Below are 16,705 nucleotides of genomic sequence, written 5' to 3' on the forward strand. Positions count from 1 at the left end.
TTATAATTCGCCCCGATATGTCTGCACCCGCACAAGTCCAAAAAACGCCATCCCGTCCGTCACGGCCGGAGAGCGGCGAGACGCCGGCTCCGGTCCGCAATCCGCTGCCCCCGATCACCTTCCCCGAAGAGTTGCCGGTCTCCGGCCGGCGCCAGGAAATCGCCGACGCACTGCGCGCCAACCAGGTGGTGATCGTCAGCGGCGAAACCGGATCGGGAAAGACGACCCAGCTGCCAAAGATCTGCCTGGCGCTGGGGCGCGGCAGCAAGGGCCTGATCGGCCACACCCAGCCGCGGCGCATCGCCGCTTCCTCGACGGCCAAGCGCATCGCCCAGGAGCTCGGCTCGCCGCTGGGCGAGCATGTCGGCTTCAAGGTGCGTTTCACCGACACGCTGTCGAAGGGTGCCTCGGTCAAGCTGATGACGGACGGCATACTGCTCGCCGAGACCCAGACCGATCCGCTGCTGCGCCAGTACGACACCATCATCATCGACGAGGCCCACGAACGCAGCCTCAACATCGATTTCCTGCTTGGCTACCTGAAGCAGCTGCTGCCGCGCCGGCCGGACCTGAAGCTGATCATCACCTCGGCCACCATCGACGCCGAACGCTTCGCCCGCCATTTCGCCCGCGGCGAAACGCCGGCGCCCGTCATCGAGGTGTCAGGCCGCCTGTATCCGGTGGAGATCCGCTACCGTCCGGTGGAATCGGGCGCGAAGCAGGAAAGGCAGGACAAGCAGGACAGGGCGGACCGCGCAGATCGCGCGGAAGGCAGGGCGCCGTCCCAGCGCGAGCAGCGCGACCTGATGGAGGCGGTGGTGGACGCCGTGGATGAACTGGCGCGTCTCGGCCCGGGCGATGTGCTGGTGTTCCTGCCGGGTGAGCGGGAGATCCGGGACGCCGCCGAAGCCCTGCGCAAGCATCATCCGCCCCATGTCGAGATCCTGCCGCTGTTCGCGCGGCTGTCGGCGCAGGAGCAGGAGCGCGTGTTCCGCACCACCAATGCCCGGCGCATCGTGCTGGCGACGAACGTCGCCGAGACTTCGCTCACCGTACCCGGCATCCGCTACGTGGTCGATGCCGGCCTGGCGCGGGTCAAGCGCTACAGTTATCGCAACAAGGTCGAGCAGCTGCAGATCGAGCCCGTCGCGCAGTCGGCCGCCAACCAGCGCGCCGGACGCTGCGGCCGGGTTGCCGCGGGGGTCTGCATCCGGCTCTATGACGAACAGGATTTCCTGCAGCGTCCGAAGTTCACCGACCCGGAGATCCTGCGCTCCTCGCTGGCGGCGGTCATCCTGCGGATGAAATCGCTCCGCCTGGCCGACGTCGAAAGCTTCCCCTTCATCGAGCCGCCGCTCGGCCGTGCGATCGCCGACGGCTACCAGCTGTTGCAGGAACTCGGCGCAGTCGACGACAGCAACCAGCTGACGGCGCTCGGCCGGCAGCTGGCCAAGCTTCCGCTCGATCCGCGGGTCGGACGCATGATCCTTGCCGCCCGCGACAATGCCGCCCTGAGCGAAGTGCTGGTGATCGCCGCGGCGCTGTCGGTGCAGGACCCGCGCGACCGCCCGCTGGAAGCCCAGGAAGCCGCGGATGCCGCGCATCGCAAGTTCGCCGACGAGAAATCCGAATTCCTCAGCTACCTGAAGATCTGGAAGTGGTTCGAGGAAGCGATCGCGCACAAGAAGTCGAACAAGCAGCTCAACGACAGCTGCCGCGCCAACTTCCTTTCGCAGCTGCGGCTGCGCGAATGGCGGGACGTGCACAGCCAGCTGCTGACGCTGGTCCGCGAGCAGGGCTGGCGGCTGAACGAAGCGCCGGCAACCTACGAACAGCTGCACAATGCCCTGCTGACGGGCCTGCTGGGCAACATCGGCTACAAGTCAGAGGACGAGCCGCACTACCTCGGCGCCCGAGGCATCCGCTTCCATATCTGGCCCGGCTCGACCCTGTCGAAGAAGGCGGGACGCTGGATCGTGTCGGCGGAACTGGTGGAGACCACACGCCTGTACGCCCGCTGTGTGGCCCAGATCCAGCCGGAATGGCTGGAGCGTGTCGGCGGTCACCTGCTGAAGAAGTCCTGGGGCGAGCCGCGCTGGGAAAAGCGCGGCGCCCAGGTGACCGCCTCCGAGCGCGCGACGCTGTACGGCCTGGTGGTGTACAGCCAGCGCCGCGTCAACTACGGCAGGATCAATCCTGTCGAGGCGCGCGAGATATTCATCCGCAGCGCCCTGGTCGGCGGTGACTATGACACCCGCCATCCCTTCCTCGCGCACAACCAGAAGCTGGTGCGCGAGATCGAGAACCTCGAGCACAAGTCGCGCCGCCTCGATGTGCTGGTCGACGAGGAGCTGATCGCCGCCTTCTACGACAAGCTGGTGCCGCAACATGTCCATGACGGCGCGGCCTTCGAGAAATGGTGCAGGGAGGCGCTGGCGGAGCAACCGAAGCTGCTGCACCTGAATCGTGACGACCTGATGCGGCACGAGGCGGCGGGCGTCACGACCGACCTGTTTCCAAAATCGATGAACGTGGCCGGCGTGAACATGGGCCTCGGCTATCACTTCGAGCCGGGCAGCCCGCGCGACGGCGTGACGCTGGCCATCCCGCTGTATGCGCTCAACCAGGTCTCGGCCCAGCGCTGCGAATGGCTGGTGCCGGGCATGCTGAAGGAGAAGGTGCACCTGCTGCTCAAGTCGCTGCCGCAGAAGTTGCGCCGCCACTGCGTGCCGCTGCCCGACTATGCCGCCGGTTTCACCGAGCGCGCCGCGTTCGGCAAGGGCGAACTGCTCGACGCGCTGATGGCAGACGTGCGCGAGCAGACCGGCATCGCGTTGAAGACCACCGACTTCAAGCTCGAGACCCTGCCGCCGCATCATTTCATGAACTTCAAGGTGATCGACGAGCATGGCCGGCAGCTGGAGATGGGGCGCAACCTGGCGGCCCTGCAGGCGGAGTTCGGCGGGCAGGCGCGCGAGAGTTTCCAGAAGCTCGCCGAGAAGGCCGTCTTGTCACCCGCCGAGGACGCCGCGGCACCCGAGCGCAAGCCGGGGACGCCGGCCGTCGCGCCCCGTGCACAGCAGTCGGGCGCGCTCCAGAACCTGACCGGCTGGACCTTCGGCGAACTGCCGGAACTGCTCGAGATCCAGCAGGGCAAGCAGACCATGATCGGCTTTCCGGCGCTGGTGGACAAGGGCAGCCATTGCGACCTGGAGGTGTTCGACGATCCGGCGGAGGCGGCGCGTGTCCATCGCATCGGCCTGCGCCGGCTGTTCGCGCTGCAACTCAGGGAGCAGCTGAAGTACCTGGAGAAGAACGTCCCCGGGCTGCAGCAGATGGGCATGCAGTACATGTCGCTCGGCAGCCAGGAAGAGTTGCGCGACCAGATCATCCACGCCGGACTGGATCGGGCTTGCCTGCAGGACCCGCTTCCCGCCAACGCCGAGGAGTTCAACCGGCGCAAGGACGAGGGCAAGGCCCGGCTCGGGCTGCTGGTCAATGAGATCGCACGGCTTGCCTCGCAGATATTGGGCGAGTACTACACGCTGCCGAAGAAGCTGCAGGGCGCCAAGGCATACCCGCAGGCGGCGGCCGACATGCAGGCGCAGTTGCAGGCCTTGGTCGGCAAGCGCTTCATTGCCGACAACGACTACGTGCAGCTGACGCATTTCCCGCGCTACCTGAAGGCAATCGGCGTGCGGCTGGAGAAGCTGCGCGGCGATCCGGCGCGCGACAGCCGCCTGCTGGCCGAGTGGCAGCAGGCCGCGGCGCCGTGGCAGCGGGCGCAGAAGGACAGGCAACGCAACGCCGACCCGCGCATGACCGAATTCCGCTGGCTGCTGGAGGAACTGCGGGTGTCGCTGTTCGCGCAGGAACTCCGCACGCCGATGCCGGTGTCGGCAAAAAGGCTGCAAAAAGTGTGGGAATCGATGCAAAGATAGCGGCAGATCAATATCGCCCCGGCACCCCTTGTTCCGTCTCATGGGCGCTGATTGAGATTGTTCAATTTGCAAGCAGGGGCCGTCCCTATAGTGGTGTTGTCGTCCTCATCCAGTGGGAGAAGGGAATGTCAGCATCCATCACCAATGCACGCCTGCGGCACGTCATCCTCGGCAATGGGCCGGCAGGGGTGATTGCCGCCGAAACGATCCGCAAGAACGCCCCCGTCGACGACATCATCATGATCGGCGACGAAGCCGAGCCTCCCTACTCGCGGATGGCAATACCGAACCTGCTCTCGGGAGACGTCGGCGAAAGCGGAACCTGGCTGCGGCGCGACAAGGACTACTTCAAACGCCTGCAGGTGCAGCAGGTGACGGGCAGGGCGGTGCACGTGAGCACCCGGACCCGGACCGTGAAGATGGAGGACGGGAGAGTGATCGGCTTCGACAAGCTGCTGATCGCGACCGGCGCATCGCCGCGCATTCCCTTCATTCCGGGCATCGACCTGCCCGGCGTGCACGCCTGCTGGACCCTCAACGACGCCCGCCGCATCATGCGGCTTGCCGCGCCGGGGGCGCGGGTCGTGCTGGCCGGCGCCGGTTTCATCGGTTGCCTGGTAATGGAAGCGCTGCTCCGGCGGGGCGTGCGCCTGACGCTGGTGGAGAAATGCGACCGCCTGATGCCGGGCATGATGGGCAAGGCCGCCGGCGACATGATCCAGCGGTGGTGCGAGAAGAAGGGCGTCGAGGTGCATACCTCCGCCCGCATCACCGGCATCGGCAGCAGCGGCATGCAGGACGCGGGGTGCCCGCGGCTTGTCCGGCTATCCAGCGGCCAGCAGCTGCAGGCCGATCTCGTCATCCATTGCGTGGGCAGCGTGCCCAACATCCACTTCCTGCGCGGCAGCGGCATCAAGTGCGTGCAGGGCGTCGTCGTGGATGCCTCGATGCAGACCAATGTGCCCGGCATCTATGCCGCCGGCGACTGTGCCGAGACCTTCGATACCGAGACCGGCCGCAGCGTGATTTCCGGGGTACAGCCCAATGCGGCCGACCAGGCCTACTGCGCGGCGCTCAACATGAGCGACAAGCATGCGTTCCAGCGCGGCGTGCGGCAGATCGACGTGTTCGACACCATGGGCCTGATCTCCTCTTCTTTCGGCCAGTGGCAGGGGGTGCGGGGCGGCCAGTGGGTGGAAGTCGCGGACGAGGCCAACTTCAAGTACCTGCGACTCGAGTTCAGCCGCGACATCCTCATCGGCTGCAATGCGGTCGGGGTCACCGAGTACGCCACGGTCCTGCGCAGCCTGATACAGCATCAGGTGCGCCTGGGGGAATGGAAGGACCGGCTGCTGCAGGATCCTACGCTCCTGAAGCAGGCTTATGCGGAATGCGTGCAGCAGCAGTTCGTCGAGCATGCTTCCGCTTTCCATGCGCCCCCGGGCACGCACGCCGAGCCGCTGCGCCACGCGATCTGAGCTGCGGCGCGGGGAAATCCTCCCTGCCGCGCAAGCATCCGCGCCTGCGGATACGGGGTAAAACGGCAGCGCGCGGTCGTTTTCGCGTAAAATCGCGGGTCATCCGCACGAGTGGGCCGTGCGGCGCCCAATCGACCAAAGCGAAAACGATGAGCATCAAATCCGACAAGTGGATCCGCCGCATGGCTGAAGGCCATGGCATGATCGAACCGTTCGAGTCCGGCCAGGTCCGGCATGTCGACGGCCAGAAGATCGTCAGTTACGGCACCTCGTCCTACGGCTACGATATCCGCTGCGCCGACGAATTCAAGATCTTCACCAACATCAACAGCACCATCGTCGATCCGAAGAACTTCGACGAGAAGTCATTCGTCGACTTCAAGGGCGACGTCTGCATCATCCCGCCCAATTCCTTCGCGCTTGCGCGCACCGTCGAATACTTCCGCATTCCGCGCAGCGTCCTCACCATCTGCCTCGGCAAGTCCACCTACGCCCGCTGCGGCATCATCGTCAACGTGACGCCGTTCGAGCCGGAGTGGGAGGGCTACGTGACCCTGGAATTCTCCAACACCACGCCGCTGCCCGCCAAGATCTACGCTGGAGAAGGCTGCGCCCAGGTGCTGTTCTTCGAAAGCGACGAAGTCTGCGAGACCTCCTACAAGGACCGCGGCGGCAAGTACCAGGGCCAGCGCGGCGTCACGCTGCCGAAAACCTGATCCGCACGCTCGCAAGCGGTTCCGCTGCCGTTCTTCGCTGCTGCCAGGGACGGTGGCGGCGGCCGCTTCCTGTTCCACACGAATAAGCAGGTCAATCCACCTTTCGGCAGTGAACCGCGTGGGCCATCCTGCCACTCAACTTCCGATGCCTGCGCCAGTCGCCAGCCACCAACGCTTCCGTCGTCCCTGACGGCCGTTGTCGCGTAGTCCGCCCTGCCCCGCCGGCAGGTTCCATCCGCGACCTTTCCTGCGTTGAAACCAGCCATGGTAGTGCGTCAACCGCGTGCAGTACGCAGCGCGAGCACGTACGCACCAGCGGATCGCCGACAAACACCGTAAGGAGGTTCAGATGATTCCCCGACTCGCATCCTATGGCTACACGCCTGTTCCCCTGGATGGGCGCGAAGACGAACGGACCGAGAGTCCGCCCGCCCGATCCCGCTTTGGCGACGAGACGGAAGTCCGGTCTCACCCGCCGCATCCACTGGCCCGTACCCACACATGGGCGACGAGGTTGCGCCGCGCGCTACCCTCCTGGGGGAGCCCTGCAACGTCTGATGCGCCGGCGGAGTGGCAGGGAATCGAACTCGCCGAACGCGGCCGAGCGTGGCAAGCGGAACCTCCTGTTGCATGCCGCCGAAGCGCCATCGAGACCGCGGTACGCAATGCCTTTCCTGCCTGGTCGGGACGGATGGCGCCCGGTTCGGATGAGATACTCGCAAACAGCTACAGCGTGCAGAAGGCCGTCCGCAACCTCGGCCGCGCTGGCGTGGATGGCGCTTGCTACGGCGCTGCGGTCTGGGTGTCCTATATGCTCGCCAAGCTGGTCATGGAAGCGGGGATGACTGACGAGCAATTCAAGAACGCCGAGGGCTTCCTCGGCATGGCAATGGTCGGCGTCGGAACACCCGGCCTGTACAAGCTCGGCAAGAGGACGGTGTCGGCATTGTTCGGGAAGGACGGGCGCCTGACAGGGATGGAAGCGCTGGAGCAAACCCATCTGCACCGCAGGAGGCAGCATATCGAGGCCGGTCGCATCGCCGCGATGCCGGAGTACATCCGCACGCCGGTCGAGATGATCGATCGCGAACTCCTGCCGATGTTTGCCGCTGCCGCAGCGACGGCTGACACGCCGGACATCAAGGCGCTCGGCAGGGCACGGCGGCTGATGCGCTGGCAGAAGGAGTTGTTGATAGAACGTCCGGACAAGCTGCAGCGTGTCGAGCGCTGGGTCACCGAGGCCGGACGCAAGGAACTCCTCGCGCACATGTACGAGGAGATGCAATTTTACGAGGGCGATCCGCAGCTCGTAAACAAGCTTGTCAGCGTCCTGGTCGGCGCCTGCGCACGCTCGGCGGAGGTGGAAGTTCGGCATTCCCGACCGGGGTCGCTCGATGTTCGGGAGCCGGCGCAAGCGCCGATACGGCAGAACGGCCAGGAAACAGAGGCAGCCCCGTCGAAGCAGCGTTCCGCCAGCAAGCGCCTGAGCGATCAGGACGACTGGCATCAGTGGGACAGCGTGCCCGCCATACCCAAGCGCGGAATGATCCTGCTCGGCTTTCCTGGCACCGGGAAGGGCCGCTTCACCGGCAAGACGATACCCGACGTGCTCGGTCTGCCCGTGCAGGAGCTGGTGGTGCCGCCACTCGAGCTGGGCGGCCTGCAGGAGCTGCTGGCCAAGGGCTGGCCCGCAATCGTGAATGAAGACTACGTGACGCGCGAAGAGGACCTGCTGGGCCTGATCGGTCTTGCCCTGATACTTGCCGCTTGCAGGAACTGCTTCCTGCTGTTCAACGAGGTCCGCCTGGACGACCTGCAGGGGCTGAAGCGGCTGCTCGAACCCATGCTCGCCCTGCTTGATGCGCGCTGCCTCAACACGTCCTTTCAATTCAACGACGTCACCATCCTGCTGGCGCTGAACAAAGTCGACGCGGGTGAATCCTGCAGCAGCGACGAAGCCGATCGGCTGCCCGACGCGCTCGACGACCGCATGGACACGGCGTTCTTCCGCGAGAGCTCGAGGCAGGTCAAGCGGGATGCGGCGGTCAAGGAATACCGCGCCTATGCATCGCGATTCTGCCTGCCGCTCAAGGATACGGGAGAGCCGGTGCTCGACGCAGGACAACAGCAACGGATGCAGGAGACCTTCAAGGCGGTGCTGGACGCGCTGGTGGACCTGCACCACGGCGTCAGTCCGGGGGCCAGGCTGCATGTGCCGGTGCACGCCGTCGTCGAGCAGATGGTGGTGCGCCTGCAGATGGAGAAGTTCTATGGCGCGGACTGGTGGAAGCCGCTGGAATCGCGGGGCGCGGGGCCGATGACGGCGGCATCTATGCGCGCCTTCGTGCAGGACCACTTCAGGGACAAGCGCGCACGCAATCCGTTTCACCCTGGCGCCGCCGTTGTATCGGCGCCGGACGCATCGACGGAGGGGAGGGCGGACAGCGTCCCCGATCCGGCGCATTTCGACCTGGGTAATGTCTATGGCGAGGAAGACTACCTCGGGGAGGGGCGTTGAGCGCCGTGAACCGCAGGTCCAGACGCCAAAAAGCCCGCTCAGCTGTACTGAGCGGGCTTCCTGGCAATCGAACTGGGTTTGCCCCCACCCTTGCTATCTGCAAGGTGCAGGAGGGGTCCGCCGACGGCAGCCCTTGCTATCTGCAAGGTGCGCTGCTGGCGGTCCCGCCAGAAAAAATGATCAGATCGGGCGAATGTTGCTTGCCTTTTCGCCCTTCGGGCCGGTGCTGCGCTCGAACGAGACACGCTGGTTCTCGGCGAGGCTCTTGAAGCCGGTGCCTTGCACGTCCTGGAAGTGGGCAAACAGGTCGGCGCCGCCGCCGTCCGGCGTAATGAAGCCGAAGCCCTTGGAGTCGTTGAACCATTTCACCGTGCCGGTCAGAGTAGTCATATGAAAAATCCTTTGTTTGGTTGCAGGCAAATGCCCGGGACGCACCGGAACCAAGAAATGCAACCAAAGGGATTCAGACAGGAATCGCTCAGAAATGAGCAAGACGGGAAAGAGACCGGCAATGACGACGACTTGATGCAAGTGCCCGACCCACTATACAGACAAATACCCGAAACACCTACAGTTATCTCGCATTGTCGGACAACCGGGCCGGGGCAGTCACTTGAACGCGTAGGTCGGCGCAGGCGGTTGCGCCAGCAATTGCGCGACCGCGCTGCGCAATCGCTCCTCGATCCGCTTCGCGCGCATGTCGTTGCCGGGCGTAGTCAGTTCGATGTCGGAGAAGTAGAGCCGGGCGGTCTTGGTCTCGGCGAACAGGTCAAGGCGGTGCGCATGTTGCAGCCCGAAGTCCTGTCCGAGATCCCAGGTGCAGCGCGCGATGTCTACGCCGCATTCCCGGCCGATCTCGACGGCGCGCGCCGCGATGGCATCCGCGCCGGCCTGCCTTTCCCTGCGGTGCTGTTGAGACTGGTCCATAGCTGTCATCCTGGTTCTTTGCGTCAATAGCGCCGCCGCTGGCCGTGCCCCTGGCCCGTCGTCGGACGCTTTTCCAGGTGCCGGAACGTGATGCGCCCCTTGCTCAGATCATAGGGTGACAATTCGATCGTGACTTTGTCGCCGGCCAGTATTCGGATGTGATGCTGACGCATTTTTCCGGATGTATAGGCGACCAGCTGGTGGCCGTTTTCGAGACTGACGCGGAAACGGGAGTCGGGCAGGACTTCGGATACCAGTCCGCTCATTTCAAGAAGTTCTTCTTTCGCCATTGTTGCTCCGGTTTGTCCGGCTCGGGACGAGGCAGGTCGTGCCTCTGCAGCGGGCTGCAGCCCTGGGCCGGGTGACATGAACCAGCCTCCATACAGGCTGGACGTTGTTCCGATACGCGTCGGCGCACGGAGACGGGAAGGTCTAGGGCTTGTTACGGACCCTTGATGCGAGCCTGATCGGAATCAGGGGCGGGAAATCCGGCATGTTGCTTGCCGAGAAATTCGAGAGACAGGAAGGCTGAGGTCGTGTAGCGGCAGACCAGTCAAGCGAACCGGCAGTATACCGCAAAGACGATGCGCCTGCGGAAGACCGGCCGCGGCGGGGCGGCGCACGCTTCTCACGCGCGCGCCCTGCGGAGCGCACAGGCTTACCCGAGGTCCGACGCCGCTGCCCGATGGCGGGTACCTGCGCCCATCGTCACATGCAGCACACGGCTGGGAGCAAGCACTTTCGCGGTGTGCCATATTCCACGCGGAACAATGACCAGTCCGCTGTCGCGCAGCAGGACACGATCGTACCTGGTGCCATGGTCGAGGTGCATTTCGATCGCGCCGGACAACAGGTAGACGAGCTCATCCGCTTCGGGGTGCATCTCCCAGTTCGACCAGTCGGCGTCGAACGCATATTCCGACACGAGCCAGTCCCTGCCGAACGACGCCAGATCCTGTTCCGGGCGTGACCAGAATGCCGCGCCGCCATCGACGGGTATGGCGCTGCCATCCTTGCGCAGGTGGACGTAGGTGGCTTGTGGATCGAGCGTCATGCGGTACCTCTTCGTCGAACAGGTGGGGTCGCGCGGCGCCGGGTATCGCGCGGCAAGCTTTTCCTCTTGCGCATTCTACGCCGATGGCAGCAGCGGATGACGGGATCGCGTCCAGGGTCCGGATCGCATCCATCGCGCATGATGGAGGATAGGCCGGCAGCGCGGGCGTCGCCGGCTGATTGCGGTGCACGAAAAAAAACACCCCTCGCAAGGGGTGTTTCAAGTCAGGGCAGCGGACTCTTCCGCGCGCCTGCTCAGTCTTTCACGCAATCCACGTAGTAGCCGCGGCGGCCGCCAGGCAGGTCCTGCGTGACCAGACCGTGCACATCCGTCTCGAAGCCCGGGAATTTCTCGTTGAAATCGCGCGCAAACTTCAGGTAGTCGACGATGGTCTTGTTGAAGCGCTCGCCGGGGATCAGCAGCGGGATGCCGGGCGGATAGGGCGTCAGCAGGATGGCGGTGACGCGGCCTTCCAGTTCCTCGATTGCGACGCGCTCGATCTCGCGGTGCGCCATCTTGGCGAAGGCGTCGGACGGCTTCATCGCCGGCAGCATGTCGGACAGGTACATCTCCGTTGTCAGGCGCGCGACGTCGTAGGACTTGTACATGTCGTGGATGCTGTGGCAAAGGTCGCGCAGGCCGACCCGCTCGTAACGCGGGTTCGCCGCGGCAAACTCGGGCAGGATGCGCCACATCGGCTGATTCTTGTCGTAGTCGTCCTTGAACTGCTGCAACGCGGTCAGCAGCGTGTTCCAGCGGCCCTTGGTAATGCCGATGGTGAACATGATGAAGAACGAGTACAGGCCGGCCTTCTCGACGATGACGCCGTGCTCGGCCAGGTACTTGGTGACGATCGAGGCCGGAATGCCGGAATCGCCGAACTTGCCGTCCAGGGACAGGCCCGGGGTGACGATGGTCGCCTTGATCGGGTCCAGCATGTTGAAGCCGGCGGCCAGCTTGCCGAAGCCGTGCCAGTCGTCCTCGGCGCGGATCATCCAGTCCTCGCGGTCGCCGATGCCGTTGGCGGAGAAGTTGTCCGGGCCCCAGACCTGGAACCACCAGTCGTCGCCGAATTCCTGGTCGACCTTCTTCATTGCGCGGCGGAAGTCGAGCGCCTCCAGGATGCTTTCCTCGACCAGCGCGGTGCCGCCCGGCGGCTCCATCATTGCCGCCGCCACGTCGCAGGAAGCGATGATCGCGTACTGCGGCGAGGTCGAGGTATGCATCAGGTAGGCCTCGTTGAACATGTCCTGGTCCAGCTTCACGGTCTGCGAATCGCGCACCAGGATCTGCGATGCCTGCGACAGGCCGGCCAGCAGCTTGTGCGTCGACTGGGTCGAGAAGATCAGGGATTCCTTCGCGCGCGGGCGGTCCTTGCCGATGGCATGCATGTTCTTGTAGAACTCGTGGAAGGTCGCATGCGGCAGCCAGGCTTCGTCGAAGTGCAGGGTGTCGATCTCGCCGTCCAGCATCTCCTTGATGGTCTCGACGTTGTACAGCACGCCGTCGTAGGTCGACTGGGTGATGGTCAGGATGCGCGGCTTCTTGTTCTTCGCTTCCCGGGCGAACGGATTGGCCTCGATCTTCTTCTGGATGTTCTCCATCTTGAACTCCTCCAGCGGAATCGGGCCGATGATGCCGAGATGGTTCCGGGTCGGCATCAGGAACACCGGGATCGCGCCGGTCATGATGATCGAGTGCAGGATCGACTTGTGGCAGTTGCGGTCGACGACCACGATGTCGCCGGGGCCGACCGTGGAGTGCCAGACCATCTTGTTCGATGTCGAGGTGCCGTTGGTGACGAAGTAGCAGTGGTCGGCGTTGAATATGCGCGCCGCATTCCGCTCGGAGGCGGCGACCGGTCCGGTATGGTCCAGCAGCTGGCCGAGTTCCTCGACCGCGTTGCAGACGTCGGCGCGCAGCATGTTCTCGCCGAAGAACTGGTGGAACATCTGGCCGATCGGCGACTTCAGGAACGCGACGCCGCCCGAGTGGCCCGGGCAGTGCCAGGAATACGAGCCGTCCTGCGCGTAGTGCACCAGGGCCCGGAAGAACGGCGGCGCCAGGCTGTCGAGGTAGGACTTCGCCTCGCGGATGATGTGGCGCGCGACGAACTCCGGCGTATCCTCGAACATATGGATGAAGCCGTGCAGCTCGCGCAGGATGTCGTTGGGGATGTGGCGCGAGGTGCGCGTCTCGCCGTACAGGTAGATCGGGATGTCGGCATTCTTGTGGCGGATTTCGCCGACGAAGGCGCGCAGCGACTTCAGCGCCACATCGGTCTCTTCGTCCGAACCGCCGCCGAACTCCTCGTCATCGATCGACAGGATGAAAGCGGACGCGCGCGACTGCTGCTGCGCGAACTGCGCGAGGTCGCCGTAGCTGGTCACACCGACCACTTCCATGCCTTCGGTCTCCAGTGCCGAGGCGAGCGCGCGGATGCCCAGTCCCGAGGTGTTCTCGGAGCGGAAATCTTCATCGATGATAACGATGGGAAAGCGGAATTTCATGAGGTCTCCAGGAAATGCGGATGACAAGGGAGACGCCTGGGCCAGTCGTGGCAACAACCGCTTGCGCGCCAAAAACGGAAAAACCGAATTCTCTCAGATATGCGGCAAAGATGCGCGTTCCCGGGAACAAGGTCGGCCGGGTACACGCGGGCGTCCCGTATCAGTCTTGCAAACTGCGCGGGGAGCGTTCGAGCGTGACGAACGCATAGTCGCAGGCGTTGTCCTCGGAATGGAAGCGCTCGCGGGCGACTTCTCGCCATTGCGTGGCGTCGACCTCGGGGAAGAAGGTGTCGCAGTCGAAGCGCTTGTCGATCTCGGTCACGATCATGCGGTCGGCCAGGCCGAGTGCCTGTTCGAAGATCTGGGCGCCGCCGATCAGGAAGGCCGGGGTCCCGGCCAGCAGCCGCAAAGCCTGCTCGATCGAACCGACCGCCTCCACCCCCTCGGCTCGCCACGCCGGATTGCGGGTGATGACGACATTGCGCCGGTTCGGCAGAGGCCTGCCGATCGACTCGTAGGTCTTGCGGCCCATGACGATCGGGTGGCCGGTCGTCAGGCGCTTGAAATGGGCGAGATCCTCCGGCAGGTGCCAGGGCAGCTTGTTGTCGACGCCGATGCCGCGGTCGCGGTCGATGGCGACGATGATGGTCAGTTGTGCCTGCATAGCGTCTTGCCAAAGAAATAAGGTTGGTGGGATGCGGTGGCGGTGCAGCGGTGCTTCACCGGCGCGCGCTATTTTCGCATCTTGCAGGGCGGGTTGTGGAAGGATTCGGCGCGTGGAACGAATGACCGCGGAGGAGCGGTCGGGGAAGCGGAATGCGGCGCCGCCCTGCCATTCGTCGGGAGGATGGCAAGGCGGCGGACCGGCGGCGGCCAGGGCGCCGCGCTACAAGGTCTGTCCGTTTTCGGCCTTGATGATCTGCCCGGTCATCGAGGCGGCGGTCAGCAGCATGAATGCCGTCTCCGCCATGTCGTCCGGTGTCGAGATGCGGTTCAGGGGCAGGTTCCCCGCCAGGGCGCGCATTTTTCCTTCATTCCCGGACCACCACCGGGTGGCGAATGCGCCCGGCGCGAGGCAGTTGACCCGGATGCGCGGGGCAAGGGCGCGTGCAAGGGATTTCGTCAGTCCATGCATGGCCGCCTTCGAGACGGCATAGGGGAGCGACGAGCCGTAGCCGGTTTCGCCCGCGATGCTGCCGATGTTGAGTATCGCGCTGCCCGGGTTCATGCGCAGGTGCGGCGCGGCCGCCCGGCTGCACTGGAAGGCGCCCCGGACATTCACCGAGAACAGCTCGTCCCACATGTCGTCCCTGATGGCGTCCAGGTCCGCGAAGGGAAGCTGATGCGTGATTCCCGCATTGTTGACGAGGTAGTCGAGCCTGCCGAACGCAGCCCGGACCTCGTCCATCATCCGCACCACCTCCGCATCGCGTGCGACGTCGACCCGCATGGCAACAGCCCGCCCGCCGGCGTCGATAATCTCGCGGACTGTCGATGCCGCATCGTCGGCGCTGCGCGAGTAAGCGATGGCGACCTGCGCCCCGTGCCGTGCAAGCAGGCGGCTGATCGCCCGGCCGATGCCTGTGCCGCCGCCCGTCACGATGGCTGCCTTTTCCGCCAGGATCCCCGTCATTGATTCGCTCCTCGCAGCATGCTTGCTTCACCTCGCCCGAATGACCAGTCCACGGGTGCGTTCGCCGCAATGACAACCATCACGTCTTCGCTGCGTATGCCGGGCGATGCGCCCAGCTCTTCTGCGAGGCGACGGTAGAAGTTTTGCTTCACCTGTACCGAGCGAGGGCGGCCGGCCGTGATGGCGATCAGCACGAAGCCGTCCGAGCGCGGGCCGCAAAGGTAATGAGGGTCGATGAACAGTTCATGGCGTTCATGCTGGTGGATCACGTGGAAGCGATCGCTTTCCGGTACTTCGAACGTCGCTACCATTGCGCGGTGCAAGCTGGCGGAAAGCGCGGCAATGTAGTCCCGGGAGTGCCCTCGCAGCAAGGAAATCCTGGCGACGGGCATCATTCGCCTCCTTCCGTCGTGGAGGCGGACTCCTGCTGCAGCAGATTCAGCGCGCTGACCGCTGCTGGCCAGCCGGCATAAAAGGCGAGATGCGTCAGGCTTTCGACCAGTTCGTCGCGCGTGACGCCGTTCTCGACCGCCCTCTCCAGGTGAAAGGGTAACTGCTCGGGCCGGTACAGGGCGGTAAGCGCCGCGACGGTGATCAGGCTTCTGTCCCGCTTGCCGAGTGCGGGGCGTTCCCAGACATCGCCGAACAGGATGTCGCGCGAGAGGGCGTCGAACTTCGGCGCGATCAGCTTCAGGTCGGGCGTGCGGGCAGGTGCCGGGGTCTTCACGTTCTTCTCCAGGTCGAATTGACCCGCTCATCCTAATGAGAGATGATCGTCTCGAAAATCAGAAAGTTTTGCATCAACACTTTTGAAAATCAGGACGATCGATGCGAAAAATGAATTTCGACCTGGATGCCCTGCGGAGTTTTGCGACGGGGATCGAGCTGGGCAGCTTCGCCAAGGCCGCCGATCGGGTGGGCCGGTCTGCCTCGGCGGTCAGCGCGCAATTGAAGAAGCTGGAAGAACAGGCGGGCGTGCCGCTGCTGCAAAAAGCCGGGCGCGGCATGGTCCTCACGCTGGCCGGCGAGACCCTGCTCAGTTACGCGCGGCGCATGCTGACGTTGAACGATGAAGCCGCAATGGCGATTGCCGGCCATGAGGTCGAGGGACTGGTGCGCCTCGGGCTGCAGGAGGATTTCAGCGAACACCTGCTGCCGGCCGTGCTCGGCGAATTCACGCGAAGTCATCGCGGCGTGCGCATCGAAGTCAAGGTGGCGAGGAACGCCGAGCTCCTGGCCGGCATCGTCGCGGGAGAACTCGATCTCGCGCTGGCCTGGCACGCCGGACAGGACACGGCGCACATGGCACTGCTGGAGAACCGCCCCTTGGACTGGATAGGCCGGAAAGCGCTGGCGGAGCGCGCCTACCCGGATCCCGGCGAGCCGCTGCCGCTGGTGACATTCAACGCACCTTGCCAGCTGCGCAGCGCCGCGACGGAGGCGCTGGACGCGGCCGGTATCCCGTGGCGCATCGTGTTTTCCAGCCCCAGCCTGAGCGGCGTGTGGGCCGCGGTTGCGGCCGGCCTGGGGATCACCGTGCGCACCGGCTTCGGACTGCCCGAGACGCTGACGGCGCTGAAACCGTCAAGTACGGGTCTGCCGCCGTTGCCCCGGATCGGCCTGGCGCTGCACAAGTCCCAGCCACGGATTTCCCCGGCTGCGTCGCGGCTGCACGACCTCATACGGGAACGGCTGCTAGTGCGCTAGCACGCCAAGGCCGTCGCCTCCGGCAGCGCCGTCGGCGATTCGACGATTTCCACCTGCAGGTCCGCCGTGACCTTCGCCCTCGCGGAGCGCGGCACGTCAGGATTGGTGAGCACCCACAGGTCGCGTCGCGGCGGCGGGTCCGCGCTTACCTGCACCCAGCCTGCCTCCTTCATTAGGGGAAGTGCGGAAGGACGGCCACGCTGAGGCCGGCGGTCGTGGCT

Annotated in this window: 15 protein-coding genes; 5 read left to right on the forward strand and 10 right to left on the reverse strand. The window is 64.8% G+C overall.

Annotated features, from left to right (window positions below; translation table 11 throughout):
- Positions 1–17 precede the first annotated feature (17 nt).
- The 4 genes from hrpA to VIM12_RS06470 all read left to right on the forward strand — a co-directional run bounded on the left by hrpA (position 18) and on the right by VIM12_RS06470 (position 8,653).
- Positions 18–3,941, forward strand: a complete 3,924-nt coding sequence (hrpA, locus tag VIM12_RS06455; RefSeq protein ID WP_331940793.1) for an ATP-dependent RNA helicase HrpA — start codon at positions 18–20, stop codon at positions 3,939–3,941.
- 125 nt (positions 3,942–4,066) lie between these two features.
- Positions 4,067–5,419: an NAD(P)/FAD-dependent oxidoreductase gene (locus VIM12_RS06460; RefSeq protein WP_331940794.1), complete on the forward strand. Its 1,353-nt coding sequence runs from the start codon at positions 4,067–4,069 to the stop codon at positions 5,417–5,419.
- Between the two features lie 149 nt (positions 5,420–5,568).
- Complete coding sequence (gene dcd, locus VIM12_RS06465) at positions 5,569–6,135, forward strand: dCTP deaminase (RefSeq protein ID WP_331940795.1); 567 nt, start codon at positions 5,569–5,571, stop codon at positions 6,133–6,135.
- Positions 6,136–6,868: 733 nt separating this feature from the next.
- Complete coding sequence (locus tag VIM12_RS06470; RefSeq protein ID WP_331940796.1) at positions 6,869–8,653, forward strand: hypothetical protein; 1,785 nt, start codon at positions 6,869–6,871, stop codon at positions 8,651–8,653.
- A 180-nt stretch (positions 8,654–8,833) separates the two neighbouring features.
- Here the strand turns inward: VIM12_RS06470 and VIM12_RS06475 are convergent, their stop codons facing one another.
- The 9 genes from VIM12_RS06475 to VIM12_RS06515 all read right to left on the reverse strand — a co-directional run bounded on the left by VIM12_RS06475 (position 8,834) and on the right by VIM12_RS06515 (position 15,504).
- Complete coding sequence (locus tag VIM12_RS06475; protein ID WP_331940797.1) at positions 8,834–9,043, reverse strand: cold-shock protein; 210 nt, start codon at positions 9,041–9,043, stop codon at positions 8,834–8,836.
- 219 nt (positions 9,044–9,262) lie between these two features.
- The gene (locus VIM12_RS06480; RefSeq protein ID WP_331940798.1) at positions 9,263–9,580 is read right to left on the reverse strand and encodes a hypothetical protein; all 318 of its coding nucleotides are present in this window, start codon (positions 9,578–9,580) and stop codon (positions 9,263–9,265) included.
- Between the two features lie 23 nt (positions 9,581–9,603).
- Positions 9,604–9,870 carry a translation initiation factor IF-1 gene (gene infA / locus VIM12_RS06485; protein ID WP_331940799.1) on the reverse strand — a complete coding sequence of 89 codons (267 nt, stop codon included), beginning with the start codon at positions 9,868–9,870 and terminating at the stop codon, positions 9,604–9,606.
- Positions 9,871–10,238: 368 nt separating this feature from the next.
- Positions 10,239–10,634, reverse strand: a complete 396-nt coding sequence (locus VIM12_RS06490) for a cupin (protein WP_331940800.1) — start codon at positions 10,632–10,634, stop codon at positions 10,239–10,241.
- A gap of 254 nt (positions 10,635–10,888) precedes the next feature.
- A complete protein-coding gene (locus VIM12_RS06495) occupies positions 10,889–13,144 on the reverse strand; it encodes an arginine/lysine/ornithine decarboxylase (RefSeq protein ID WP_331940801.1) in 2,256 nt (751 codons plus the stop codon).
- 160 nt (positions 13,145–13,304) lie between these two features.
- Positions 13,305–13,808: a dihydrofolate reductase gene (locus VIM12_RS06500; RefSeq protein ID WP_331940802.1), complete on the reverse strand. Its 504-nt coding sequence runs from the start codon at positions 13,806–13,808 to the stop codon at positions 13,305–13,307.
- 222 nt (positions 13,809–14,030) lie between these two features.
- Entirely contained in the window at positions 14,031–14,777 is a 747-nt protein-coding gene (locus VIM12_RS06505; RefSeq protein WP_331940803.1) for an SDR family oxidoreductase, read from the reverse strand.
- The gene (locus VIM12_RS06510; RefSeq protein ID WP_331940804.1) at positions 14,774–15,172 is read right to left on the reverse strand and encodes a tautomerase family protein; all 399 of its coding nucleotides are present in this window, start codon (positions 15,170–15,172) and stop codon (positions 14,774–14,776) included. The genes VIM12_RS06505 and VIM12_RS06510 overlap by 4 nt, the downstream gene beginning before the upstream one ends.
- Positions 15,169–15,504, reverse strand: coding sequence for a carboxymuconolactone decarboxylase family protein (locus tag VIM12_RS06515; protein ID WP_331940805.1), 336 nt, complete (start codon positions 15,502–15,504; stop codon positions 15,169–15,171). Before VIM12_RS06515 ends, VIM12_RS06510 begins: the two co-directional genes overlap by 4 nt.
- Positions 15,505–15,605: 101 nt before the next feature.
- Between VIM12_RS06515 and VIM12_RS06520 the strand changes: the two genes are divergently transcribed.
- Positions 15,606–16,484 (forward strand): LysR substrate-binding domain-containing protein, encoded by an 879-nt coding sequence (locus tag VIM12_RS06520; RefSeq protein WP_331940806.1) that lies wholly within the window; start codon positions 15,606–15,608, stop codon positions 16,482–16,484.
- Here the strand turns inward: VIM12_RS06520 and VIM12_RS06525 are convergent.
- On the reverse strand, positions 16,481–16,657 hold the full coding sequence (locus tag VIM12_RS06525; protein WP_331940807.1) for a hypothetical protein: 177 nt from the start codon (positions 16,655–16,657) through the stop codon (positions 16,481–16,483). The genes VIM12_RS06520 and VIM12_RS06525 overlap by 4 nt on opposite strands.
- Positions 16,658–16,705: the final 48 nt, after the last annotated feature.

Origin of the sequence: Noviherbaspirillum sp., assembly GCF_036563305.1 — a bacterium.
Classification (GTDB): Bacteria; Pseudomonadota; Gammaproteobacteria; order Burkholderiales; family Burkholderiaceae_D; genus Noviherbaspirillum.